Here is a 24,334-nt window from a genome sequence, read left to right as displayed (position 1 = left end):
GGTGCCCCACGTCAGCCCTTCAGTCCCTGGGTCGCCACGCCCCCGACCAGGTACCGCTGGAACAGCAGGAAGAAGAGCAGGACCGGGACGAGCGCGAGGACCGACATGGCCATCTGGGCCCCGTAGTCGGACGTGGTGGTCTGGTCGACGAACAGCCGCAGCGCGATCGGCAGCGGGTACAGGCCCGGGTCGCTGAGGTACAGCAGCGGCCCGAAGAAGTCGTTCCAGCTCCAGATGAACGCGAAGATCGACGACGTCACCAGGGCCGGCTTCATCAGCGGCAGCATGATCGAGCGGAAGATCCGCACGTGCCCCGCCCCGTCGATGCGCGCCGCCTCGTCCAGCTCGCGCGGCAGGTTCCGCATGAACTGCACCATGAGGAAGACGAAGAACGCCTCGGCCGCCAGGAACTTGCCGATCAGGAGCGGGACGTAGGTGTTCACCAGGCCCAGATTGTTGAACACGATGTACTGCGGGATGATCACGACGTGGAACGGCAGCAGCAGCGTGGCGATCATCAGCGTGAACCACACCTTGCGCCCCGGGAACTCGATCCGCGCGAACGCGTAGGAGCTCACCGACGCTGACAGCGCGATCCCCACGACCGACGCGACCGCGAGCAGCATCGAGTTCCAGAAGAACGTCCAGAACGACACGCCCCCGATGCCCTGCAGCGCGGTGGCGTAGTTCGCCAGCGACGCCGACTCCGGCCACAGCGAGACGTTCCCGACGATCTGCGACGTCGGCTTGAACGACGACATGAGCATCCACAGCGCCGGGTACAGCACGACGGCGGTGACGGCCAGCACGAACAGGTGGAACAGCAGGCCGCGTCCGCGGTCCCGGGTGCGGGCGCGGCGGCGCAGGGCGGTGCTGCGCTCCTGGCTGACGCCGTGCCGGCCGGTGTTCTCCGGTGACGTGGTGGTCGATGCGGCCACGACGGTGGGGTCGGTGCTCATCACTTGGCCTCCCCGCTGTAGTGCACCCATGCCTTGGAGCTGCGGAAGAACAGCAGCGTGATGATGCCGACCACGACCACCAGGACCCAGGCCATCGCCGAGGCGTACCCCATGCGGAAGTCCACGAACCCGCGCTGGTACAGGTACAGCGTGTAGAACAGCGTCGAGCCGGCCGGGCCGCCGGTGCCGCCCGAGATGATGAACGCCGAGGCGAAGATCTGGAACGAGTGGATCGTCTCCAGCAGCAGGTTGAAGAACAGCACCGGCGACAGCATCGGCAGCGTGATCCTCAGGAACTTGCGCACCGGTCCGGCGCCGTCCACCGAGGCGGCCTCGTAGAGCTCGGTCGGGACCTGCTTGAGCCCGGCCAGGAAGATGACCATCGGGGCACCGAACTGCCACACGGTCAGCAGGATGAACATCGGCATGGTCTTGCCCGGGTCGCCGACCCAGCCGCCCGGCTCCAGGCCGACGGACTGGCCCAGACGGTCCACGATGCCGGCGTCGATGAACATCGCCTTCCACACGATGGCGATCGAGACGCTCGCGCCGATCAGCGACGGGGCGTAGAACACCGAGCGGTACAGGCCCTGGCCCCACCGGTTGTTGTTCAGCAGCATCGCCACGGCCAGCGCCGCCGCGAGCTTGATCGGCGTCCCCAGCACCACGTAGATCGCGGTGACCTTGGCCGACTGCAGGAACCGCGGGTCGGAGAACAGCAGCGTGAAGTTGTCCAGCCCGACCCAGGACGGCGGCGCGAACAGGTTGTAGTCGGTGAACGCCAGGTACAGCGAGGCCAGCATCGGTCCCGCCGTCAGGGCGAAGAAGCCGATGAGCCACGGGGCGAGGAAGGCGTAGCCGGCCCGGGTCTCGGCCGCCCGCCGCCGCCGCCGGGTGGCGGACGGCGGCGAGGCGGCAGAGCGACCCCCGGTCCCGGTGACCTCGTCGAGGAGAGTCACGGTCAGATCCGATCAGACGCAGGGACGGTCGGGGTCAGGTCACTGCACCATGAGGGCGGCCTCGGAGAACCACTGCTCGACGAACTCGTCGATCGTGACCGTCCCGTAGGCGAGCTCCTCGCCGAGCCGCTTGTACTCGGCCTCGATGGAGCCGAAGCCCTTGACCGGCACCGGCACGGGCTCGGTGACCTGGTCGGCGACGGCCTCCTCGTAGGCCACGACCCGGGCGTCGACGCTGCCCTCCTCGAGGACCATCGCGTCGCGCTGGGTCTGCGTGGCGGGCACGCCCTTGGACGTCCCGAAGATGCGGCCGACCTCGGGGTCGTTGATGAGGAAGTCGATCAGCATCGCGGCCTCGGCCGGGTGCTCGGTGTTCGCGCCGGCCGACAGCAGCATCGACGGCTTGAAGAACATGCCCTTCTCGCCGTCCGGACCCGAGGGGACCGGCAGCATCTGGATGTTCTCGTCGGCCGAGTCGGCGGTGTACCCGGCCAGGAAGTTGTCCCAGGAGATCTCCGAGGCCGACTCGTTGACCGTGAAGCCGCCCAGCGGGAGCAGCTGGATCCCGCGGTCGACGGGGTAGACGGCATCCGAGGCCCGCAGGTCCTCGGCCAGCGCGAGGTACTCCTTCATGTCGTCCTCGGTGAAGTTGATCTCACCGTCCTGGCTGAACGGCTCGATCCCCTGCTGGACCAGCCACTGCAGGAAGAACCAGAAGGTGTTCGTGTAGTCGGCGGCGCCGTAGATCGGCTGACCCTCGGGCGTGGTGGCTCCGGCCGCGGACACCGCCGCGATGAACTCGTTGTACTCCTCCCAGGTGTAGTCCTCGGAGGGGGCCGCGACGCCGGTCTGCTCCAGCAGGCTGGGGTGGTAGAACATCGCGAGCGTGTTGGTGCTGGTCGGGATGCCGACCTGCTTGCCGTCGAGGGCACCGGACTCCAGCAGCGACTCGTCGATCTCGCCGACGTCGATGCTCTCCCCCAGGTACGGGGTCAGGTCCAGCAGGTGGTTGTTCTCGCTGTACTCGCGCAGGTACGACAGGTCGAACTGCATGACGTCGGGCAGGTTGCGCCCGGCCGCCTCGGTGGACCGCTGGGTCCAGTAGTTCGGGAAGTCGACGAAGGTGGGCTGCACCGTGATGTTGGAGTGCTCGTCCTCGAAGAGCGCGATCGCCTCCTGGTAGCGCGAGGCCCGGTCGTCGTTGCCCCACCAGGTGAAGTTGAGGGTGACGTCCTCGGTCGGGTCCGCGGTGGCCGCTCCTTCGGCGGGGGTCTCGGTGCCGCCGCCGGAGCAGGCGGTGAGCGCGAGGGCGGCCGCGGCGGCGACGCCCGCGACCTTCAGGGTGTATCGCTTCATCGTGGGTGAGCTCCCTTGCTCAGTCGGTGGGTGAAAGCGCATTCCCGACCGTAGGACTGCCGATCCTGGACGGTCAAGGGGTTGAATGAAACGTTACAATACCGTGGCCGCGATCACACCACCCCGTCCCACTCCACACCTGCCGACACACCGGAGTCCCCATGACCCAGCGTCAGATCCCCCAATGGTCCGAGCTCAAGCCGCTCATGCGGGCCAAGCCTCTGGTGCTGGACCCGACCGAGCGGCGTCTCGGCCAGGCGCTCACCATCGGCGACCTGCGCCAGGTGGCGCGCCGCCGGACCCCTCGATCGGTGTTCGACTACACCGACGGCGCCGCGGAGGGCGAGGTCAGCCTGCGCCGCGCGCGCCGGGTGTTCCGCGACCTCGAGCTGCGCCCGTCGATCCTGCAGGACGTCTCCGCCGTCGACACCACCACCGACTTCCTCGGCCGCCCCGCGGCCGTGCCGTTCGCGTTCGCCCCGACCGGCTTCACCCGCCTCATGCACCACGAGGGCGAGCGCGCCGTCGTGAAGGTCGCCGGACGCCGCGGCATCCCGTACGCGCTGTCGACCATGGGCACGACCTCGATCGAGGACGTCGCGGCGGCGTCGCCGGACGCCCGCAAGTGGTTCCAGCTCTACGTCTGGAAGGACCGCTCGGCCGGGGAGGAGCTCATGGCGCGCGCCAAGGCCGCCGGCTACGAGGCGCTCATGCTCACCGTGGACGTGCCGGTCGCCGGCGCCCGCCTGCGCGACGCGCGCAACGGTTTCTCCATCCCGCCTGCCCTGACGGTCAAGACCGTGCTCGACGCCGGCATGCACCCGGCCTGGTGGATCAACCTGCTGACGACCGCGCCGCTGACGTTCGCGTCGCTGCAGGCCTGGGACGGCACGGTCGCCGAGCTGCTGGACAAGCTCTTCGACCCGTCGATGACGGTCGCGGACCTGGAGTGGCTGCGCGCCAGCTGGGACGGGCCGCTGATCATCAAGGGCATCCAGACCGTCGACGACGCCCGCCTCGTGAGCGACGCCGGCGCCGACGCCGTCGTGCTGTCGAACCACGGCGGTCGCCAGCTGGACCGGGCGCCGGTGCCGCTGCGGCTCGTGCCGGACGTCGTCGAGGCGCTCGACGGGCGCAGCGAGGTCTGGGTCGACACCGGCATCACCAGCGGCGCCGACGTCGTGGCGGCGCTCGCCCTCGGTGCCGACGCGACCATGATCGGCCGGGCGTACCTGTACGGCCTGATGGCCGGCGGTGAGCGCGGCGTCGACCGCGCCGCGGAGATCCTCACCAAGGAGGTCCGCCGCACCATGGCGCTGCTCGGGGTGCGGAGCGTGGAGGAGCTCGGCACCCAGCACGTGCGCCTGCCGTGACGAGCGCGTGACCGGCCCGGCCGCCCGTACGCGCGCCGGCGGCGTCCGTCCCACCGGCGTGACCGGCCGCCCCGGCGTCCCCGGCGGACCCGTGGACGACGACGCCGCCGGCGCGGACGTGGCCGCCGTGCCGCTGCTGCGCCGTCGGGGCTTCCGGCTGTATCTGTCCGCGCAGCTGCTCGGCAGCAGCGGGCTCTGGATGCTGCGGATGGCCAAGGACTGGCTCGTGCTGGAGCTGACCGGCAGTGCGGCCGCCGTCGGCCTGCTCGTCGCGCTGCAGTTCCTGCCGCTGTTCGTGGTCGGCCCGCTGGGCGGCGTCGTCGCCGACCGGCACGACAAGCGCCGGCTCGTGCTGGCCACCCAGACGTCGTCGGCGGTGGTCGCCGGGGGGCTGGCGGCGCTCACGCTCACCGGGACGATCGCCGTGTGGCACCTGTACGCGAGCGCGGTGCTGCTCGGGCTGGTCGCGGCGGTGGAGCTGCCGGCTCGCCAGGCGCTGGTGGGCGAGGTCGTCGGCGACGGGTCGCTGCGGTCGGCGATCAGCCTGAACAACGCGCTGAACCAGGGCGGCGGGCTGGTGGGGCCGGCGCTGGCCGGGCTGGTCATCGCCCAGGTCGGGCAGGGCTGGGCGTTCGGGGCGAACGCGCTGGTCTGCGTCGCGGTCGTGGCCCTGCTCGGCGCGATCCGGCCCGCGGAGCTGCTGCGAGCCCAGGTCGTGGCCCCGGCGCGCGGCCAGCTGCGCGAGGGATTCGGCTTCGTCGCGCGTCGGCCGGCGCTGCTCGGGGTGGTCGTCCTGGCCGGCCTCATGGGCGCCCTGGGGATGAACGGCCCGGTGGTGCTCGCCTCGTTCGCCGACGGCGTGTGGCACACCGGGGCGCGGGGCTTCGGCCTGTACAACTCGGTCAGCGCCATCGGTGCGCTGGCCGGAGCCGTGCTGGCCGCACGCCTGAAGCGGCTGCGCGTGCGGGTGGTGGTGCTCGGCTCGGCGCTGTTCGCGCTGGCCGAGGCCACCGCGGCCGTCATGCCGACGGAGGGTGCCTTCGTCCTGGCGCTCGGTGCCGTGGGCGCCGCCACGCTGTTCTTCCTGACCAGCGCCGCGACGTACGTGCAGCTGGCCGCCGACCCCGCGGTGCGCGGCCGCGTGCTGGGGATCTACTCCCCCGTGCTGCTCGGCGGGCACGCGCTCGGGGCCCTGCTGCAGGGCTGGCTGGCCGAGGAGCTCGGCGTGCGGCTGGGCCTGGTCGTCACCGGCGGGCTCGCGCTGCTCGCCACGGCCGCCGTCGCGGCGGGGCTCGCACGGGTGGGCCGCGCCACGCCACCCGAGCCGGACGGGTCCCACGACGCCACCCCGCCCGACCACCCGCCCGACCACCCGTCCTGAGCACCCGACCCGACTCCCGCACCACGTGCCGGCGTCCGGCCAGCCCGGTCGGCCGCCACCCCGCACCCCCGACCCAGCACCTCGACCCCGACATCCCACGACGGAAGGAACGCACGATGACGGCACGGCACCCGGAGCCCCCCACCGCCCGGTTCCCGGCGGTACCCGGCCTCGCCTACGGCGGCGACTACAACCCCGAGCAGTGGCCGGTGGCCACCCAGATCGAGGACGTCGAGCTCATGCAGCAGGCCGGCGTCAACCTGGTCAGCGTCGGCATCTTCTCCTGGGCGATGCTCGAGCCCCGCGAGGGCGAGCACGACTTCGGGTGGCTGGACGCCGTGCTCGACCGGCTGCACGCCGGCGGCATCCGGGTCGCGCTCGCCACGGCCACCGCCTCGCCCCCGCCGTGGCTGACCCGCCACCACCCCGAGATCCTGCCCGAGCTGGCCGACGGCACCGTGCTCGGCCAGGGCGGCCGGCAGGCCTACGCCGTCTCCTCACCGGTGTTCCGGGACTACGCGCTGCGGATGACGCGGGTGATGGCCGAGCGCTACGGGCAGCACCCGGCCGTGGCGCTGTGGCACGTGGACAACGAGCTCGGCTGCCACGTGCCGCACGACTACTCCGAGAACGCCGCGGTCGCGTTCCGGCGCTGGCTCGAGGCCCGGTACGGCACCGTCGAGGCGCTCGACGCCGCCTGGGGCACCGCCTTCTGGTCCCAGCGGTACGACTCGTTCGACGAGGTGCTGCCCCCACGCGCGGCACCCACCTACGCCAACCCGACCCAGCAGCTGGACTTCGCACGGTTCTCCTCCGACGAGCTGCTCACCCACTACCGCGCGCTGCGCGACGTGCTGCGCGAGGTGACGCCGCACATCCCGACGACCACGAACCTCATGCTGTCCACGGGCACGAAGTGGATGGACTACTTCTCCTGGGCCGGTGACCTGGACGTGGTGGCCAACGACCACTACCTGCGCGCCCGCGACCCCGAGGGCCACGTGGAGCTGTCCTTCAGCGCCGACCTCACCCGCGGCGTGGCCGGCGGGGCTCCGTGGATCCTCATGGAGCACTCCACCTCCGCGGTCAACTGGCAGCCGCGCAACCGCACCAAGGCGCCGGGCGAGATGCTGCGCAACTCCCTGGCGCACGTCGCGCGGGGCGCCGACGCGGTGATGTTCTTCCAGTGGCGTCAGTCCGCCGCCGGGGCCGAGAAGTACCACTCGGCGATGCTGCCGCACGCAGGCACCGACACCGACGTGTGGCGCAACACGGTGGCGCTCGGCGACGCCCTGCGGCGCCTGGACCCGGTCAAGGGCAGCCGGGTGCGCGCCGACGTCGCGCTGGTGTTCGACTACCCGGCATGGTGGGGCGCCGAGCTCGACTCGCACCCCACCCAGGACCTGCGCTACGCCGACGCCGTCATGGCGTGGTACCGGCAGCTGTGGCACCGCGGGGTGACCGTCGACGTCGTCCCCGCGGGTGCCGACCTGACCGGCTACCGGCTCGTCGTCGTGCCGACGCTCTACTCGGTGACCGACGACGCCGCCGAGCGCGTCGCGGCGGCCGCCCGCTCGGGTGCCAGCGTGCTGGTCACCTACTTCAGCGGCATCGTCGACGAGCACGACCACGTCCGGCTGGGCGGCTACCCGGGCGCGTTCCGCGACCTGCTCGGCGTGCGGACCGAGGAGTTCTGGCCGCTGGACGCCGGCGAGCGGCTGGCCCTCGACGACGGCACGACCGGGGGCCTGTGGAGCGAGAAGACGCACCTCACCGGGGCGGAGGCCGTCCGCACGTACGCGGGTGGTGCCCTGGACGGCCTGCCCGCGGTGACCCGGCACGGCGTCGGCTCGGGGGCGGCCTGGTACGTCGGGACCCGGCTGGACGACGACGCGGCGTCGCGCCTGACCGACGCCCTGCTCACCGAGGCCGGCGTCGCGCCGACCGTGGACGCCCTGCCGGCCGGGGTGGAGGTGGTGCGGCGGCACGCCGCCGGCCCGGTCGACGACGCCGCGGCGGCGTTCCTGTTCGTCCTCAACCACACCGCGCAGGACGTCACGGTGCCGGTGACGGGCGTCGACCTGCTGACCGGCGGGCGCGCCGAGGGCGAGGTCCGCGTCCCCGCGCACGGGGTCGCCGTCGTGCAGGAGGGGTGACCGGGCGGGCCCGGCGACCACCGGGTCGCCGGGCCGGCCCGCGACGCCTCGCGTGCGTGCTGCCCGTCACGTGGTCGCGGGCGCGGCGTGCGGCCCGTGACGTGGGACGATGGCGCCGGCGACACCGCTGCCCCCGGCGCGACGCCTCCCGGTCCGGCCCGAGCGGCCCGGACCACCCCTGCCCTCCCCTGTCTCCCCCGTTCCCGGCGGCCGCTGCCGCACCGGGCCGGGGGCCCCGCCGACCCCGTGCCGGCGTGCCCCGCGACGACGAACGGATCCGTGCGTGTCCCACCCCGTGCCCACCGCCCCCCACGTCCCCGAGGCGGACGAGACCGACTCGGTCCTCGGCGCACTGCGCACCCCGCGGCGGCTGCGGACCGAGGTGCTCGGTGGGCTGGTGGTCGCCCTGGCGCTCATCCCCGAGGCGATCTCGTTCTCGATCATCGCCGGGGTCGACCCGCGGCTGGGCCTGTTCGCCTCCTTCACCATGGCGGTGTCGATCGCGGTCCTCGGTGGGCGCCCGGCGATGATCTCCGCGGCCACCGGGGCGATCGCGCTGGTGGTCGCGCCGGTCGCGCGTGAGTACGGCGTCGACCACCTCCTGGCCACCGTGATCCTGGGCGGGCTGATCCAGGTCGTGCTCGGCCTGCTCGGCGTGGCCCGGCTGATGCGGTTCATCCCGCGGTCGGTCATGGTGGGCTTCGTCAACGCCCTGGCCATCCTCATCTTCGTGGCGCAGCTGCCGCACCTGCGCGACGTGCCGTGGGCGGTGTACCCGCTGGTGGCGGTGGGTCTGGTCATCGTGTTCGCGCTGCCCAGGCTGACCGACGTGGTCCCCGCGCCGCTGGTGGCCATCGTGCTGCTGACGGCCTTCACCGTGGTCGCCGCCGTGACCGTGCCGACCGTCGGCGACCAGGGCGAGCTCCCCGAGCGCCTGCCCACGCTGCTGCTGCCCGACGTCCCGCTGACCCTCGAGACGCTGCGGGTCATCGCGCCGTTCGCGCTCGCGATGGCCCTGGTCGGTCTGCTGGAGTCGCTGCTGACCGCCAAGCTCGTCGACGACGTCACCGACACCCACTCCGACAAGACCCGGGAGAGCTGGGGGCAGGGGGCCGCGAACATCATCACCGGCTTCTTCGGCGGCATGGGCGGCTGCGCGATGATCGGTCAGACGATGATCAACGTGAAGGCGTCCGGCGCCCGCACGCGCATCTCGACGTTCCTGGCCGGCGTGTTCCTGCTGGCCCTCGTGGTGGGGCTCGGTGACCTGGTCGCGGTGATCCCGATGGCCGCCCTGGTCGCGGTGATGATCCTGGTGGCGATCTCGACGTTCGACTGGCACTCGGTGCGGCCGTCGACGCTGCGCCGGATGCCGCGCAGCGAGACCACCGTCATGCTCGCGACGGTCGTCGTGACGGTCGTGAGCCACAACCTCGCGTACGGAGTCGGCGTGGGGGTGCTGGTCGCGATGGTCGCGTTCGCCCGGCGGGTGGCGCACCTCACCGACGTCACCCGCCTGGACCCGACCGACGACCACACCCGCGTCTACGCCGTGACCGGCGAGCTGTTCTTCGCCTCCTCCAACGACCTCGTCTACCAGTTCGACTACGCCGGCGACCCGGCCGACGTCGTCATCGACCTGTCCGGCGCCCACGTCTGGGACGCCTCGAGCGTCGCCGCGCTGGACGCCATCACGACCAAGTACGCCGCCCGGGGCACGACGGTGACGATCACCGGCCTGGACCCCGACAGCGCCCGACGGCACCGGCAGCTCGCGGGTCGGCTCGGCGCGGGCCACTGACCCGGCCGCCCGCCCCATCACCGCGCCCGTCCGTCGGCTGACCCGCGGCGGGCACGCGGCAGCCACGCGGCGGGCACGCACCGCCGCCCGCCGGTACCCTGGCCGCGGTGCGCCGGGAAGTCTGGTCGGCAACGTCGTCAGTCGACCCCAGAACGACCCCAACGGAAGGCTTCTGCCCGTGCCCTCGAGCTCAACGACCCGTCCACCCCTGCTGACCCGCGGATCGTGGGCGGAGAACCAGCGGATCGCGGAGATCCTGCGCAAGGAGACCGTCGGCGGTGCGCTGCTGCTGGTGGGGACCGTCATCGCCCTGGTCTGGGCGAACTCGCCGTGGTCGGACAGCTATGCCGCGCTCCGCGAGGTCCGGGTGGGTCCGGCTGCGCTGCACCTGGACCTCACGCTCGCCACCTGGGCCGCGGACGGCCTGCTGGCGATCTTCTTCTTCGTCGTCGGCCTCGAGCTCAAGCGCGAGTTCGTGGCGGGGGACCTGCGTGACCCGCGCCGGGCCGCGCTGCCCATCCTCGCCGCGGTCGGCGGGATGGTGGTCCCGGCCCTCGTCTACGTCGGCGTCAACGTCCTCGCCGGCAGCGACGCGATGCGGGGCTGGGCCATCCCCACCGCGACCGACATCGCCTTCGCGCTCGCCGTGCTCGCCGTGATCGGCTCCCACCTGCCCGCGGCGCTGCGTACCTTCCTGCTGACCCTCGCCGTCGTCGACGACCTCCTCGCGGTCACGGTCATCGCGGTGTTCTACACCGACGAGGTGCGGGTGCTGCCGCTGGCCGGCGCGATCGGGGTCATCGCGCTGTTCGGCGTCGCCGTGCAGAAGCGCATCCGGTCCTGGTGGCTGCTGATCCCGCTGGCCGTGGTCGCGTGGGTCCTCATGCACGAGTCCGGGGTGCACGCCACCGTCGCCGGGGTGCTGCTCGGCTTCACCGTCCCGGTGATCCGCAGCGCGGCGGCCGGCGGGCCGGACGCGGGACCCGGCCTCGCTGAGCACTTCGAGCACCGGTTCCGGCCGATCTCGGCCGGGTTCGCCGTGCCCCTGTTCGCCTTCTTCGCCGCCGGGGTGACCATCGGCGGGCTGTCCGGCCTCGTCGAGACGCTCGCGGACCCGGTCTCGCTCGGCATCGTCGCCGGGCTCGTCCTCGGCAAGGTGGTGGGCATCCTCGGCACGACGTTCCTCGTCACCCGGATCACCCGGGCCGACCTCGACGAGAGCCTGAGCTGGACCGACGTGCTCGGCGTGGCGCTGCTGGGCGGTATCGGGTTCACGGTCTCGCTCCTCATCGGCGAGCTCGCGTTCGGCTCCGACGTCACGCGCGAGGAGCACATCAAGATCGGCGTCCTGATGGGGTCCGTGGTCGCGGCGGTCCTGGCGTCCACCGTCCTGCTGACGCGCAACCGCGCGTACCGCCGCATCGCCCTGGCGGAGGCGGTCGACACCGACAACGACGGCGTCCCCGACGTCTTCGAGCCGGCGGCGGATGCGTTCCCGGACGACCCCGCCGGTCCCGACTCGAGCGCCGGCCCCGCGGTCCGTCGGTCGTGACGGGCTGATCGCCATCACGCAGCCGTCCGTCGACGCGATCGTGGCGCGGCTGCGCGCGGCCGGGTGCGTCTACGCGGAGGACGAGGCCCGTCTGCTCGTCGACGCCGCCGGCAGCCAGGCCGAGCTCACCGCGCTCGTCGGACGGCGGGTCGCGGGCGAGCCGCTGGAGCACCTGCTCGGGTGGGCGGAGTTCCGGGGCCTGCGGATCGCCGTCGACCCGGGCGTCTTCGTCCCGCGCCGGCGCACCGAGCTGCTGGTGCGGGAGGCGCTCGCCCTGCTCTCGGGCACGGCCGCGCTACGCGGTACGGCCCCGAAGCAGGGCGGCGCTCGGGCGCACGGCACCCCGGCGCACGGAACCCCGGTGGTGGTGGACCTGTGCTGCGGGTCGGGTGCGGTCGGCGCGGCGATCCTCGAGGCGGCGCCGCAGGTGTCCCTGGTCGCCGCCGACGTCGACCCCGCCGCCGTGCGGTGCGCGCGCCGCAACGTCGAGCCACGTGGCGGCCACGTCGTCGAGGGGGACCTGTTCGCGCCCCTGCCCCCGGGCCTGCGCGGCCGCGTGGAGGTGCTCGTCGCGAACGCGCCCTACGTGCCCACCGACGAGATCGCGCTGATGCCCTCCGAGGCCCGCTCCCACGAGGCGCAGGTCGCCCTGGACGGGGGCCGGGACGGCCTGGAGGTGGTGCGCCGGGTGCTGGACGGCGCCGCCGCGTGGCTCGCCCCCGGCGGCCACGTCCTGGTCGAGTCGAGCACCCGCCAGGTCCCTGGGGCCGTCGACGCCGTCGCGCGTGCCGGACTGCTCGCGCGGGTCGCGACGTCCGCCGAGCTCGACGCGACGGCGGTCATCGGCCGGCGTCCGCGGTAGGCACGGGCGCCGGCCGACGCACCCGGTCCTAGGCCGGCGGGTACTGCGCGCCGTGGAGCAGCCGCGCCAGGTGCGCGGTGTTCGCGGCCAGCGTGCGGGTGGTGGTGGCGGTCATCTCGGGGACCTCGTCGAGCTCGTTGTAGTCCGTGCCCTGCATCGCGGCGCCCACCCAGTAGGTGACCGCGGCGGCCGGGATGGTGAAGCCGACGTCGTTCAGCGCCTGGAACACCTCGGCGCTGACGTGGTGCGCGCCGTCCTCGTTGCCGACGACGGCGACCGCCGCGACCTTGCCGTAGGTCAGCAGCCGGCCCTCGTCGTCCTTCTCCGACAGCTCGCCGTCGAGCCGCTCCAGCGCGCGCTTGGTCACGCTCGACGGCTGGCCCATCCAGATCGGCGTCGCGATCACCAGGATGTCCGCGGCGAGGACCTGCTGGCGGATCGCCGGCCACTCGTCCCCGGCGCCCATGTCCACCTGGACGCCGGGCTTCACGTCGTGGTCGACGAGGCGGACGACGGTGCCGACGACGCCGTGCTCGGCGAGCGCGTCGAGCACCTGCCGGCCGATCAGCTCGCTGCTGGACGGTGCGGGGGACGGGGACAGGGTCCCCACGAGGACGACTGCGGTCAGGTCAGAGTTGGTCATGTCCCCATCCTGTGCCGGGACCCCGCCGGACCGCATCCGGCAGGGTCATCCGGACGGTGAAGCTCTCCCCCGCGTTGGGCAGCACCGCGACCCCGTCGCGCACCGGTACGGGGACGCCGTCGAGCTCGACCTGCTCGACCGCGTCGCCGTGCACGAGGAGGTGGAACGCGGACCGCCGGAACTCGGGGTACCCGCCGCCGTCGACCTCGCCGCGCAGGGTCAGCGAGCGACCGGTCCGGGTCACGGTCAGGGTGGTCCGGTACCGGGCGCCGTCCAGCGCGGCGAAGGTCAGGCCGTCGTCCTCCTGCAGCAGGGACCGGTGCGTGCCGTCCTCGCGCGGGACGTACAGGTGCAGCTCCACGACCTGCGGGTGGTGGCCGGCCGTGGACGGCGGCGCCTGGGTCCAGCGCGGCACGACCGCCCCGGCGCGCACGTACACCGGGATGTGCTCCATGGGCGTCGCGGCGGTGACGTAGCGACGGCCGGTGTGGTGCTCGCCGCTGTGGTGGTCGTACCAGCCGCCGGCCGGCAGGTACACCTGGCGCGCCGTCGTGCCCGCCTCGACCACCGGCGCCACCAGCAGGTCCGGCCCCAGCAGGTACTCGTCGTCCAGGTCACGGGCCAGCACGTCGTCGCCGTGGTCGAAGACCAGCGGCCGCTGCACGGGTGCGCCGGTCTGCGCCGCCCGGACGAAGCACGCGTACAGGTACGGCAGCAGCCGGTACCGCTCCTGCACCGCCGCTCGCACCGCCTCCAGGACGGCGCCGCCGAACGACCAGGCATACTGCTCGATCGCGGTGTTGACGGTGTGGTTGCGGCAGAACGGCGTCAGCGTCCCGTACTGCATCCAGCGCAGCAGCAGCTCGGGGCTGGTGTCGCCCATGAAGCCGCCGATGTCGGCGCCCACGAACGGCTGCCCGGAGATGCCGAAGCCCGCAGCCATCGGCATGCTCAGCCCCAGGTGGTCCCAGCGGGACATGTTGTCGCCCATCCAGCTCGCCGCGTACCGCTGGATCCCGGCAGACCCGGCGCGGGTGAGCACGAACGTGCGCCGGTCGGGGCGCTCGGCCAGCAGCCCCTGCGTCGTGCCCATCGCCATCAGCAGCGCGTACTGGTTGTGGAAGCGCTCGTGGGAGAACCGCCCACCGCCGAACCGCATCGCCTCGGGGGCGATGTCGCCGGTCGCAGGCTCGTTCATGTCGTTCCAGATCCCGGCCAGCCCGGACCGCACGTGCTCGGCGTTCAGCCGTCCCCACCAGGTCCGCGCCCGCTCGGTGGCGAAGTCCGGGAACACCGTGTCCCCCGGCCAGACCTGCCCCACGTAGTGGTCACCGCCCTCGGTCCGGCACAGCACGTCCTGCTCGACGGCGTCGTCGTACACCGGGTACCCGGGGTCCCGCTTGATGCCCGGGTCGACGATCGTGACCACCCGGAAGCCGTCGTCGGCCAGCCGCGCGAGCATCCCGGGGACGTCCGGGAACCGCTCGGCGTCCCAGGTGAACACCCGGTAGCCGTCCATGTGGTCGATGTCGAGCCACAGCGCGTCGCACGGCAGGTCCTGCTCGCGGTGGCGCCGGGCGAGGGACTCCACGGCGTCCTGGGTGTAGTCGTACCAGCGGCACTGGTGGTAGCCCAGCGCCCACAGCGGGGGCAGCGGGGTGCGGCCGGTGAGCCCGGTGTACGCCTCGAGGATCTCGGGCATCGTCGGGCCGGCGAAGACGTACTCGGTGTACTGCCCGCCCCGGGCGTGCATCACCAGCTCGTCCGGGGCCGTGAAGTCGTAGTCGACGCGGTAGCCGTTGTCCAGGAACGCCCCGGCCATCGCCCCGGTGGGATGGCTCTGGTGGTAGAAGAACGGGATCGACACGTAGTAGGGGTCGAACTCCGTGCTGGTGTTGTCCGAGCGTGGGTCGTCCGCACCGCGGCCGTGCGTGAACTCCCCCGAGGCGCGTGGGCTGAGCACGTCGGTGTTCCACAGCGTGAAGTCACGTCCGCGGCGGTTCAGCCGGCCGGTCTTCTCGCCGAGCCCGTAGACCGCGTCCTCGGGACGACAACGGCGGCGCACCACGAAGGCGTCGTTGAGCGTGGCGTACGCCCACGGCCTGCCGTCGTCGTCGACGGCGGTCTCCACGACCGGGGTGCCGTCGGTGCGGTGCACGTCGAGGCGGAACGGGTCCAGCCCGACCGACACCACGAGCCGGGCGGTGCGGACCCGGGCGGTCCCGTCCTCGACGGTGACGTCCACGTCGACCTCCGTGGCCAGCGGGTCGACGCACACGGCGTGCGTGGGCTGCTCGTCGAACACCCCGCCCCGGCTGATCGCCAGCCGCACGACGTCGTCCCGGACGACGTCGACCCGCAGCCGCTCGCGCCCCAGCTCGGCCAGCAACCCGCGCGGCGTCGGTCGGACGCGGTCCACCCGCTCCGGCCGCCCGTAGTGATCGGTCTGCATCGCGCCCTCGTCCGCTCGCCCGACGACCCGACCGGGCGGTCGTGCCGCGGCCCATGCTGGCGCACCGGGACCCGATCGGCCCGCGGGCCGCGGCGCTACGCCGGCACGGGGGCCGCGAGGAGTGCGTCCGGGTGCCACGCGCCCCGGCCGGCCACGAAGCGCAGCCGTCCCGGCACGACGTCGGCGACCCGCTCCACCACGTAGTCGGCCTCCGTCGGACCGTGCGGACCGACGTCGTCCTGACCCACGTCGACGAGCCCGATGGTCACCAGCTCGCCCTCGACCGCGACGTCCCGCCAGTCAAGCTGCTGACCCGACAACGGACCGTCCAGGCACACGTACTCCGGCATGACCACGCTCCCTCCGCGCCGACGCCCGCCCGGTGGCGCGCTGCTGGGCCGGTCGGCGTCGCCCGCCACGCTAGGCAGCCCAGATGAACGCCACGGTTCGGGCGGGTTACCGGGACGTGAGGATCGGCGCCGCGCCCTGGCAGGTCGTGCGCACCTGTGCGCCGGCCGCCGGGCGATCCGGTCCCGGCGGGGGGACCGGGCGGCCGAAGTGGTAGCCCTGCGCCGACGGGCAGCCCAGCGACTCCAGGGCGGCGACCTGACGCTCGTCCTCGACGCCCTCGGCGACCACGTCCAGCCGCAGCGTCCGGCCGAGCTGCACGATCGCGCCCGTGACCGCGCGGTCCTCGGGGCTGGTCGCGATGCCGTCGACGAACGACTTGTCGATCTTGAGGATGTCGATCGGGAACCGGCGCAGGTAGCTCAGCGAGGAGAACCCGGTGCCGAAGTCGTCCAGGGCCAGCCGCAGCCCCAGCTCCTTGAGCCGGCGCAGGCGCCCGGCCACGAGGGGCGCGTCCTGCACGAGCAGGCTCTCGGTCAGCTCGAGCGTGAGCAGGTGCGGGTCGAGACCGCTCGCGGTCAGCGCGTCCGCGACGTCGTCGGCGAACCCGGGGTGCTGGAACTGACGGGCGGACACGTTGATGTTCATCCGCAGTCCGGGCGCACCGGGGCGCTGCCACGCCGCCGCCTGGCGTGTCGCCTCGCGGGTGACCCAGCGCCCGATCCGGATGATCAGACCCGTGTCCTCCGCGAGGGGGATGAACACCTGGGGCGAGACCACCCCGCGCAGCGGGTGGTTCCAGCGCAGCAGCGCCTCGTACCCGGTCACCGTCCCGCCCGGCAGCGCGACGATCGGCTGGTAGTACAGCTCCAGCTCGCCGGCGTCGAGCGCGTGGTGGAGGTCGGCGCGCAGCCGGTCCAGCTCCAGCTGGGCGGCGTGGTGACCGCCCTCGAAGACCTCGACGCGACCCTTGCCGGTGGTCTTGGCGACGTACATGGCGATGTCGGCGGCGCGCAGCAGGCCGAGCTCGACCGCGGCGGACGTGCCCGACGAGGCGACGCCGATGCTCAGGCTCACCTGGACCTGCCGGTCGCCCAGCTGCACCGGCTGCGCCAGCGAGCGCATGATGTCCGCGCCGACGCCGGCGGCGTCCCGGGAGCCGGCGGCCCCCGCGAGCAGGACGGCGAACTCGTCGCCGGCGAGCCGCGCCGCCAGGTCGCCGGGCCGCAGGCAGCCCTGGATGCGAGCCGCCACCGCACGCAGCAGCGTGTCCCCCACGTCGTGCCCCAGCGTGTCGTTGACCGGCTTGAGGTCGTCCAGGTCGAGGAAGAGCACGGCCATCGGGACCGCGGCGGTCCGGCACGCGTCCTCCGCGGCGCGCAGCCGGTCCATGAACAGGGCGCGGTTGGGCAGCCCGGTGAGGGTGTCCTGGAAGGCCTGCGTGCGCAGCGCGTCCTCGAGCTCGTGCCGGTCGCTCACGTCCCGCGTGGTGAGCACCACGCCGGCCACGGCCGGGTCGTCGAGCAGGTCGGCGGCGACCGTCTCCATCCAGCGCCAGGCGCCGGACGCGTGCCGCATCCGGTGGGCCAGCGGCAGCCCCGTCGGGCAGCCGGCCACCACCGCGGCGAGCTGGCCGCGGTGAGCGGTGACGTCGTCCGGGTGCACCAGGTCGTGCACGTCGGTGTCGACCAGCGCGTCCCGGCTGTGACCCAGCACCGCCGTGACCGACGGCGTCTGATAGCTGATCCGGCCGGCGGGGTCGACGACCGTGATGATGTCGGACGCGTTGCGGACCAGGGAGCGGAAGTGGGCGCCCGCCTCGAGGGTGTCCAGCAGCTCGTTGAACGCGCGCGCGGTCTCGCCCAGCTCGTCGTCGGAGTCCACGCCGATGCGCTCGGTGGTCCCGCCGGTCCAGTCCCCCGTCCGGCTGCCTCGGGCGATCGTCTCCGCGACCGCGTGCAGGTGCGCGCTGAGCACCGCGAGCCGGCCGCCCACGACGACCCGGCACAGCGCGTAGTTCGCAGCGCCGACCACGAACCCGGCGCCCAGGCACGCCATCACGAGCTCCGGTCGCGTGGCCATCGGACGCGGGACGCCCAGCAGGACGGTGAAGTACGGGAACACCACGCCGACGGCGACACCGAGGCCGACCATGTAGACGGCGAGGTCCCAGAACACCCGCCGGGTCAGCCGGAGCCGGTGCGGTCGGTGGGTCGGCTGCACGCGCGGGGTGGGACGGGAGTGGGCCACGTGGTCCCTATCGGCCGGTTCTTCCCGGACTTGACCGGTCCGGCCCGATTTGTTCACATCGGTGTGCCCGTTGCCGATGGGCCGGGCATGCTGACGACGAGCGGTACCCGGCCGGCTCCTTCCGGGACGACGGCCGAGCCCGGCCACTGGACCCTGGTCGGGGACGACGTCCGGGTGCCCCTGGCGGACGGGTCCACCCGCCGGTACGTCGACCTCGACACCGCCGCGACGAGCTCGGCCGCCCCGGCGGTGGCCCGCGCCGTCGAGGCGTTCCTGCCGTGGTACTCCAGCGTGCACCGCGGGGCCGGGGCCAAGTCGCAGCACGCGAGCGCCCGGTACGAGGAGGCCCGCGGGCTCCTCCTGCAGTTCGTCGGGGCCGACGCCGCCACCCACCAGGTGGTGTTCCCGCGCAACACCACCGAGGCGCTGAACATCCTGGCGTTCCGGCTGCGGCTCGCACCCGACGACGTCGTCCTGACCACCGCCGTGGAGCACCACGCCAACCTGCTGCCCTGGCGCCGGCACGCCCGCCTGCGCACCGTCGACGTCGGCGCCCACGGCACCTTCACCGTGGACGACGTCGTGGCGGGGCTGGACGCCTCCCCGACACCGCGGGTGCTGGCCGTCACCGGGGCGTCCAACGTGACCGGGTGGATGCCGCCGCTCGCCGAGATCGCCGCCGAGGCGCGGCGCCGCGGCGTGCTGGTCGTCGTCGACGCCGCGCAGCTCGCGCCGCACCGGCCGATCGACATCACCACGCTCGGCGTCGACGCGGTCGCGCTGTCCGGGCACAAGATGTACGCCCCGTTCGGCACGGGCGCGCTGATCGCCCCGCGGCGCCTGTTCCGCGACGGCGAGCCGCTGATGGTCGGCGGCGGCGCGGTCTCGGCGGTCTCCTGGGACGAGGTGGTCTGGTCCGACGGCCCCGAGCGGGAGGAGGCCGGATCGCCCAACGTGCTCGGCGTCGTGGCGCTGGCCGCCGCGGTACGGGACATGCAGCGGCAGGGCTGGACCGCCATCGCCGAGCACGAGGCCGCGCTCGTCGCGGCCCTTGACCGCGAGCTGGCCACGGTGCCGGGACTGGTGCGGCTGGGCCCCACGGGCACCGCGTCGCTGCTGCCGGTGGCCGCCTTCACCCTGCCCGGGACGCCGCACGGCCTGCTCGCGGCGCGGCTGTCCGCGGAGTGGGGCGTCGGCGTGCGCAGCGGCTGCTTCTGCGCGCACCCGTACATGGGTCGCCTGCTCGGCCTGTCCCCCACCGACGTCGAGAGCTTCCACGACGACGTCCGGGCCGGGCGGCGCGACCGCGTGCCGGGTGCGGTCCGCGCGAGCGCCAACCGCGGGACGCGCCTGGACGACGTCGCCGTGCTGGGCCAGGCCCTTCGCGCGATCGCGGCCACCCCGGAGCTCGACCGCCGGTACCACCTGGGGCCGCACGGGTACGCGGCACCCACCGGATAGACTCGCGCCTGCAGTCGCCGTTCCCGCTCCGGCAATGGACCGGGGCACCGGCTGCTCCGGCACCCGCACCGCTGAGCCGGACCCGCGCGCCGTCCGACGGACGGCGCGGAGCCGGCCAGGTGGAGGACGCGCATGCCCCAGACGCCCGCACCGCAGCGCCGGCAGGGCGCGCCGGCGGTCCGGCCCCGTCCGCCCGGGGCACCGGACATGGGCACTGTGCTCGGCGAGCTGGCGATCACGGCGGCCGGCATCGGCACCTTCGACTGGGACCTGCGGTCGGGCCGGGTGACCATCGACGCCGCGCTCGCCCGGCTGTACGGGTGGGACGCGCGGACTCCGCTGGAACGGGATGCCGCGGGTCTGGTCGGGCGGGCGCACCCGGAAGATCGCGGCACCCTCGAGGACGCCCTGACCACCGCCGTGGAGTCGTCCGGCGAGCTCGCGGTGGAGCACCGGATCGTGCAGCCGGACGGGACCCCGCGCTGGGTCGCCAGCCGCGGCCGGGTGCTGCACGACCGGGACGGCGTCGCGGTGCGGATGCTCGGGGCCAGCTACGACATCACCGAGCGGCAGGCGGGCGAGGCGCGCACCGCCCGCGTGCTGGAGTCCATGCCCACGGCGTTCTTCTCCCTGGACCGCGACTGGCGCTTCCGGTACGTCAACGCCGAGGGCGAGCGCGTCCTGGGTGCGACCCGCCAGGACCTGCTGGGCGGCGTGGTGTGGGACCTGTTCCCGGCCGCCAACGGCTCGGACTTCGAGACCCACTACCGCGGCGCCGTGGCGTCGGGTGAGCCGGTCGCCTTCGACGCCTACTACCCGCCCCCGCTCGACGCGTGGTACGAGGTCGTCGCGTGGCCCGGACCGGACGGGCTGGCCGTGTACTTCCTGGACGTCACGTCCCGGCGCCGCATGCAGGAGGAGGCCGACCGCTCGGTGCGCCGAGCCGCGCTGATCGCCCAGGTGACCGCCCAGCTCACCGAGACCCTCGACGGCGTCGAGGCGGTGGCCCGGCTCGCGGAGCTCGTCGTCCCGGCGCTCGCGGACTGGTGCCTGGTCACCCTCGTGGACGACGACGAGCAGGCCGGGACACGTCGCGGGCTGCGGGACATCGGCTGGGCGCACGTGGACCCCGCGGCTCTGCCGGTCGTGCGCGGCTACGCCCAGCAGCGGCTCACGGCGCTGCGCGACCACTCGTTCCTGTCCCGCGCCCTGCGGACCGGCGAGATGGTCGTCGTCGGGCACGGGGCGGCGGCGGCGATCGACTCGATGCTGGGCTCGGCACCGGCGCGCGAGCTCATCGCCCGGCTCGCGCCGGAGACCGTGGTCGTCCTGCCGTTGCGCGGCCGGGGCGGGACGGTCGGGCTCATGTCGCTGTTCGGTGGTGCCCAGCGCGCGCCGCTGACCGCGGACGAGCTCGCCGTCGCCCAGGAGGTCGCCGGCCACGCCGGGCTGGCCCTGGACAACTCGCGGCTGTTCCGCCAGCAGCGCCAGCTCGCCGAGGGCCTGCAGCGGGCGCTGCTCACCCAGCCGCCCCGGACCGACCAGCTCGACATCGCGGTGCGCTACGTCCCGGCGGGCGAGGCGGCCCAGGTCGGCGGCGACTGGTACGACGCGTTCGCGCAGCGCGACGGAGCCACGGTGCTGGTGATCGGCGACGTCGTCGGCCACGACATCGTCGCGGCCGCCGCGATGGGTCAGCTGCGCTCGCTGCTGCGCGGGATCGCGGTGGCGACCGGCGCGGGTCCCGGTGAGCTCCTGCGTGAGGTGGACCGGGCGATGGTCACGCTGCGCGCCTCGACCATCGCGACCGCGGTCGTCGCGCGGGTCGAGCCCCCCGAGCCCGGGACGGGCGCGCGGGCGGTGCGCTGGTCCAACGCCGGGCACCCGCCCCCCATGCTCATCGCCCCGGACGGGTCGGTGTCCACGCTCGTCGCCGAGCACTCCGACCTGCTGCTGGGGGTCGTCCCGGACGCGTCCCGGCTGGAGACCCGGGTGGTGCTCGAGCCGGGGGCGACGCTGTTCCTGTACACCGACGGCCTCGTCGAGCGACGCGGCCAGTCGCTGAGCGACGGCTTCGAGACGCTGCGCACGGTGCTGTCCGACGCCGCGGGCCTGGACCCCGAGGCGCTGTGCGACGCCGTGCTCGGCCGGCTGCTGCCCGAGCGCCGCAACGACGACGTGGCCCTCGTCGCGGTCCGCGTCGCGCTCGCCGACCCGTCCACCTGACCCGGTCATCGACGACGCAGAGGCTGCACCGTGCCCCGTGGAGACGACGAGACCGCGCGCGTCGAGCGCGTGCTCGCCGCGGTCCGGCAGGACGCCGTCCGCCGGCTGGCCGCGCTGACCGGTCAGCACACCGAGCTGGTCGACGCCTCACGGGACTCCAACGCCGACGACGAGCACGACCCCGAGGGCGCCACGATCGCGTTCGAGCGGTCCCAGCTCGACGCCGTGGTCGTCCGCACCCGGCACGTCGTGGCCGAGGCCGACGCCGCCCAGGACCGGCTGACGCACGGCCGGTACGGCCGGTGCGAGTCCTGCGGGCAGCCGATCGCGCCGGCCCGTCTCGAGGCGCTGCCGCTGGCACGGACGTGCATCGCGTGCGCCGTCCGACGTGCCTGACGCCCTGACTCACCCGTCCGGGTGAGTCCCGCCACGTCCGGCCCAGCCGGCCGCGTGGACGCCGTCCCGGGCGCCGGGGGCCCGGCATGCTGGGGCCCGGGCGGCCGCCTACGATGCACGTGGGCTGCCGCGCAGCTCGCGGTCCGCCGTCCCGGCGGCACCCCATCCGAGCCCCCCGTGGAGCCCGTCTGTGACCTCTGCACGCCGTCGTTCCGCGGGCGCGCCTGCCCTGACCGGCGCGCACGACGTCGACACGGATGCGCTCGCCGCCGTGCTGAACGACTTCGCGGCCACCGTCACCGGCGACTTCTCCGTCGACGACATCCTCAGCCAGCTCGGCTCGGGGGTCGCGCGGGTGCTCGACGTGGACGGGGCCGGCGTCATGACCCCGCGGGCCGGCGGCGGCGTCCTGCGGGTGGTGTTCGCGACCCCTGGACCGGCCGAGGCGGTCGAGCGCCTCGAGGAGAGCCTCGGCGAGGGGCCGTGCCACGACGCGTACCTCAGTGGCGAGCCGGTCGCGGTCGACGACCTGACCTCGACGGGCCGTTGGCCGGCGCTGGAGCGGCGGGCCGGCGCGGTCGGCGTGCGGGCGGTCACCGCCGTGCCCATGCGCGCCCGAGGCCGCCTGTGGGGTGTGCTGAACCTGTACCGGCTCGACAGCGGCCCGCTCACGGCCGCGGAGCAGGCGGCCGCGACCACGCTCGCGAACCTGGCGACGTCCTACCTCGTCGTGGCCGCGGACCGCGACGCCGCGCGCAACGCGCAGGACGAGCTCGCGCACCGGGCCACGCACGACCCGCTCACCGACCTGCCCACGCGGTGGATGTTCTTCGAGCAGGTCAGCCACGCGATCGCCGGCCTGGCCCGCCGCCCGGGACACGTCGGCGTGCTGTTCCTCGACCTGGACGCGCTCAAGGAGGCCAACGACACCTTCGGCCACGAGGCCGGTGACCGGCTGCTGACCACGGTCGCCGAGCGGGTGCGTGGCGCGGTGCGGCCCACGGACGTCCTGGCGCGGCTCGGCGGCGACGAGTTCGTCGTGCTCCTGGAGGACCTGACCACACCGGGCGCGGCCGGCACGGTCGCCCAGCGCATCCTGGACTCCCTGCGCGTCCCGTACCGCCTCGCCGGGCGGGCGGTGAGCACGTCGGTGAGCATCGGCATCGCGACCACCGACGACCCGGCCCAGACCGCCGACGCGCTGGTGTCCCAGGCCGACTCGGCGATGTACCGGGCCAAGGACGCGGGCCGCGGCCGGTACGAGGTGTTCGACGCCGTCACCCATGCCGCCGAGCGGGCCCGCACCACGGCGCAGGAGCGCCTCATCGCGGACCTGACCCACGCGCTGCGAGCCGGCGAGCTCGTGCTGCACTACCAGCCGATCGTCGACCTGCTGGCTGCCCCCGCGGACCGCGAGCGCGGGGTCTACGCCGTCGAGGCGCTGGTCCGCTGGCGCCATCCCACCCGCGGGGTGCTGCCCGCCGGAGCCTTCATCGACGCGGCCGTGGGTGGCGGGCTGATCAACGACCTGGGCGCGTGGGTGCTCGCCGAGGCGTGCCGGCAGCTGACGGCCTGGGACGACGAGCTGGGCGCTCGCGCGCCGCAGCGCGTCTTCGTCAACGTCTCCACCCAGGAGCTCACCGACCCGCGGCTGCCCGGACGGGTCGCGGACACCGTGCGTGCGCACGGGCTGGACCCCCGCCGGCTGACCCTGGAGATCACCGAGTCGGGTGTCATCAGCCACCCCGAGGTGACCGTCTCCGCGCTCGAGCAGGTGCGCGCGCTCGGCGTCCAGCTCGCCATCGACGACTTCGGCACGGGCTACTCGTCGCTCGGACGGCTGCTGGAGATCCCCGCCACGACGCTCAAGGTCGACCAGTCCTTCACCCGGGGACTGTCGGGCAACCGTGACGCCGCCGCCGTGGTCTCCGCCGTGCTCCTGCTCGGCCACAACCTGCGCCGCACCGTCGTGGTGGAGGGCGTCGAGAACGCCGAGACGCTCGAGGCGCTGCACGAGCTCGGGTGCACGCACGTCCAGGGCTACTTCGTGTCCATGCCGCAGCACCCCGACGAGCTGCGGGTCCAGCTCGTCGACCCGCCGTGGTTGGCCGCGACGGCCGATCCCGGGTACTGACCACCGGTCCGGCGGTTATCGTGTG

Annotated in this window: 17 protein-coding genes; 10 read left to right on the top strand and 7 right to left on the bottom strand. The window is 73.8% G+C overall.

The window, feature by feature from the left end:
* Window positions 1-11: 11 nt before the first annotated feature.
* Genes Q0840_RS05895 through Q0840_RS05885 form a run of 3 tightly spaced genes read right to left on the bottom strand, consistent with a single transcriptional unit; the run spans window position 12 to window position 3,274 of the window.
* Entirely contained in the window at window positions 12-959 is a 948-nt protein-coding gene (locus Q0840_RS05895; protein WP_298457463.1) for a carbohydrate ABC transporter permease, read from the bottom strand.
* Window positions 959-1,918 (bottom strand): carbohydrate ABC transporter permease, encoded by a 960-nt coding sequence (locus tag Q0840_RS05890; RefSeq protein WP_298457461.1) that lies wholly within the window; start codon window positions 1,916-1,918, stop codon window positions 959-961. The genes Q0840_RS05895 and Q0840_RS05890 overlap by 1 nt, the downstream gene beginning before the upstream one ends.
* 39 nt (window positions 1,919-1,957) lie before the next feature.
* Complete coding sequence (locus Q0840_RS05885) at window positions 1,958-3,274, bottom strand: ABC transporter substrate-binding protein (RefSeq protein WP_298457460.1); 1,317 nt, start codon at window positions 3,272-3,274, stop codon at window positions 1,958-1,960.
* 161 nt (window positions 3,275-3,435) lie between these two features.
* Here Q0840_RS05885 and Q0840_RS05880 point away from each other — a divergent pair, with 161 nt between their 5' ends.
* The 6 genes from Q0840_RS05880 to Q0840_RS05855 all read left to right on the top strand — a co-directional run bounded on the left by Q0840_RS05880 (window position 3,436) and on the right by Q0840_RS05855 (window position 12,399).
* Window positions 3,436-4,647 carry an alpha-hydroxy acid oxidase gene (locus tag Q0840_RS05880; RefSeq protein WP_298457458.1) on the top strand — a complete coding sequence of 404 codons (1,212 nt, stop codon included), beginning with the start codon at window positions 3,436-3,438 and terminating at the stop codon, window positions 4,645-4,647.
* A 7-nt stretch (window positions 4,648-4,654) separates the two neighbouring features.
* The gene (locus tag Q0840_RS05875; RefSeq protein WP_298457455.1) at window positions 4,655-6,028 is read left to right on the top strand and encodes an MFS transporter; all 1,374 of its coding nucleotides are present in this window, start codon (window positions 4,655-4,657) and stop codon (window positions 6,026-6,028) included.
* A 116-nt stretch (window positions 6,029-6,144) separates the two neighbouring features.
* Window positions 6,145-8,184 (top strand): beta-galactosidase, encoded by a 2,040-nt coding sequence (locus Q0840_RS05870; RefSeq protein WP_298457452.1) that lies wholly within the window; start codon window positions 6,145-6,147, stop codon window positions 8,182-8,184.
* 295 nt (window positions 8,185-8,479) lie between these two features.
* Window positions 8,480-9,985 carry a SulP family inorganic anion transporter gene (locus Q0840_RS05865; RefSeq protein ID WP_298457924.1) on the top strand — a complete coding sequence of 502 codons (1,506 nt, stop codon included), beginning with the start codon at window positions 8,480-8,482 and terminating at the stop codon, window positions 9,983-9,985.
* Between the two features lie 178 nt (window positions 9,986-10,163).
* On the top strand, window positions 10,164-11,537 hold the full coding sequence (nhaA, locus tag Q0840_RS05860) for a Na+/H+ antiporter NhaA (RefSeq protein WP_298457449.1): 1,374 nt from the start codon (window positions 10,164-10,166) through the stop codon (window positions 11,535-11,537).
* 40 nt (window positions 11,538-11,577) lie between these two features.
* Entirely contained in the window at window positions 11,578-12,399 is an 822-nt protein-coding gene (locus Q0840_RS05855; protein WP_367183074.1) for a putative protein N(5)-glutamine methyltransferase, read from the top strand.
* Window positions 12,400-12,427: 28 nt separating this feature from the next.
* On the opposite strand, the gene Q0840_RS05850 is transcribed toward Q0840_RS05855, so the two are convergent.
* The 4 genes from Q0840_RS05850 to Q0840_RS05835 all read right to left on the bottom strand — a co-directional run bounded on the left by Q0840_RS05850 (window position 12,428) and on the right by Q0840_RS05835 (window position 18,065).
* A complete protein-coding gene (locus Q0840_RS05850; RefSeq protein WP_298457446.1) occupies window positions 12,428-13,042 on the bottom strand; it encodes a flavodoxin family protein in 615 nt (204 codons plus the stop codon).
* A complete protein-coding gene (locus tag Q0840_RS05845; RefSeq protein WP_298457443.1) occupies window positions 13,029-15,494 on the bottom strand; it encodes a TIM-barrel domain-containing protein in 2,466 nt (821 codons plus the stop codon). The genes Q0840_RS05850 and Q0840_RS05845 overlap by 14 nt, the downstream gene beginning before the upstream one ends.
* 95 nt (window positions 15,495-15,589) lie before the next feature.
* On the bottom strand, window positions 15,590-15,844 hold the full coding sequence (locus Q0840_RS05840; protein WP_298457440.1) for a hypothetical protein: 255 nt from the start codon (window positions 15,842-15,844) through the stop codon (window positions 15,590-15,592).
* Between the two features lie 106 nt (window positions 15,845-15,950).
* Window positions 15,951-18,065 (bottom strand): bifunctional diguanylate cyclase/phosphodiesterase, encoded by a 2,115-nt coding sequence (locus Q0840_RS05835; RefSeq protein ID WP_298457438.1) that lies wholly within the window; start codon window positions 18,063-18,065, stop codon window positions 15,951-15,953.
* A gap of 114 nt (window positions 18,066-18,179) precedes the next feature.
* Here Q0840_RS05835 and Q0840_RS05830 point away from each other — a divergent pair, with 114 nt between their 5' ends.
* The 4 genes from Q0840_RS05830 (at window position 18,180) to Q0840_RS05815 (ending at window position 24,309) form a co-directional block, all read left to right on the top strand.
* Entirely contained in the window at window positions 18,180-19,553 is a 1,374-nt protein-coding gene (locus Q0840_RS05830) for an aminotransferase class V-fold PLP-dependent enzyme (RefSeq protein WP_298457435.1), read from the top strand.
* Window positions 19,554-19,685: 132 nt separating this feature from the next.
* On the top strand, window positions 19,686-21,779 hold the full coding sequence (locus Q0840_RS05825) for a SpoIIE family protein phosphatase (RefSeq protein WP_298457432.1): 2,094 nt from the start codon (window positions 19,686-19,688) through the stop codon (window positions 21,777-21,779).
* Window positions 21,780-21,809: 30 nt separating this feature from the next.
* Window positions 21,810-22,175: a TraR/DksA C4-type zinc finger protein gene (locus Q0840_RS05820; RefSeq protein WP_298457430.1), complete on the top strand. Its 366-nt coding sequence runs from the start codon at window positions 21,810-21,812 to the stop codon at window positions 22,173-22,175.
* Between the two features lie 190 nt (window positions 22,176-22,365).
* The gene (locus tag Q0840_RS05815) at window positions 22,366-24,309 is read left to right on the top strand and encodes a bifunctional diguanylate cyclase/phosphodiesterase (RefSeq protein ID WP_298457427.1); all 1,944 of its coding nucleotides are present in this window, start codon (window positions 22,366-22,368) and stop codon (window positions 24,307-24,309) included.
* Window positions 24,310-24,334: the final 25 nt, after the last annotated feature.

The organism is uncultured Cellulomonas sp., from assembly GCF_947494015.1.
In the GTDB taxonomy this organism is placed as follows: domain Bacteria; phylum Actinomycetota; class Actinomycetes; order Actinomycetales; family Cellulomonadaceae; genus Pengzhenrongella.
This window is presented reverse-complemented; position numbering and strand designations above follow the sequence as displayed.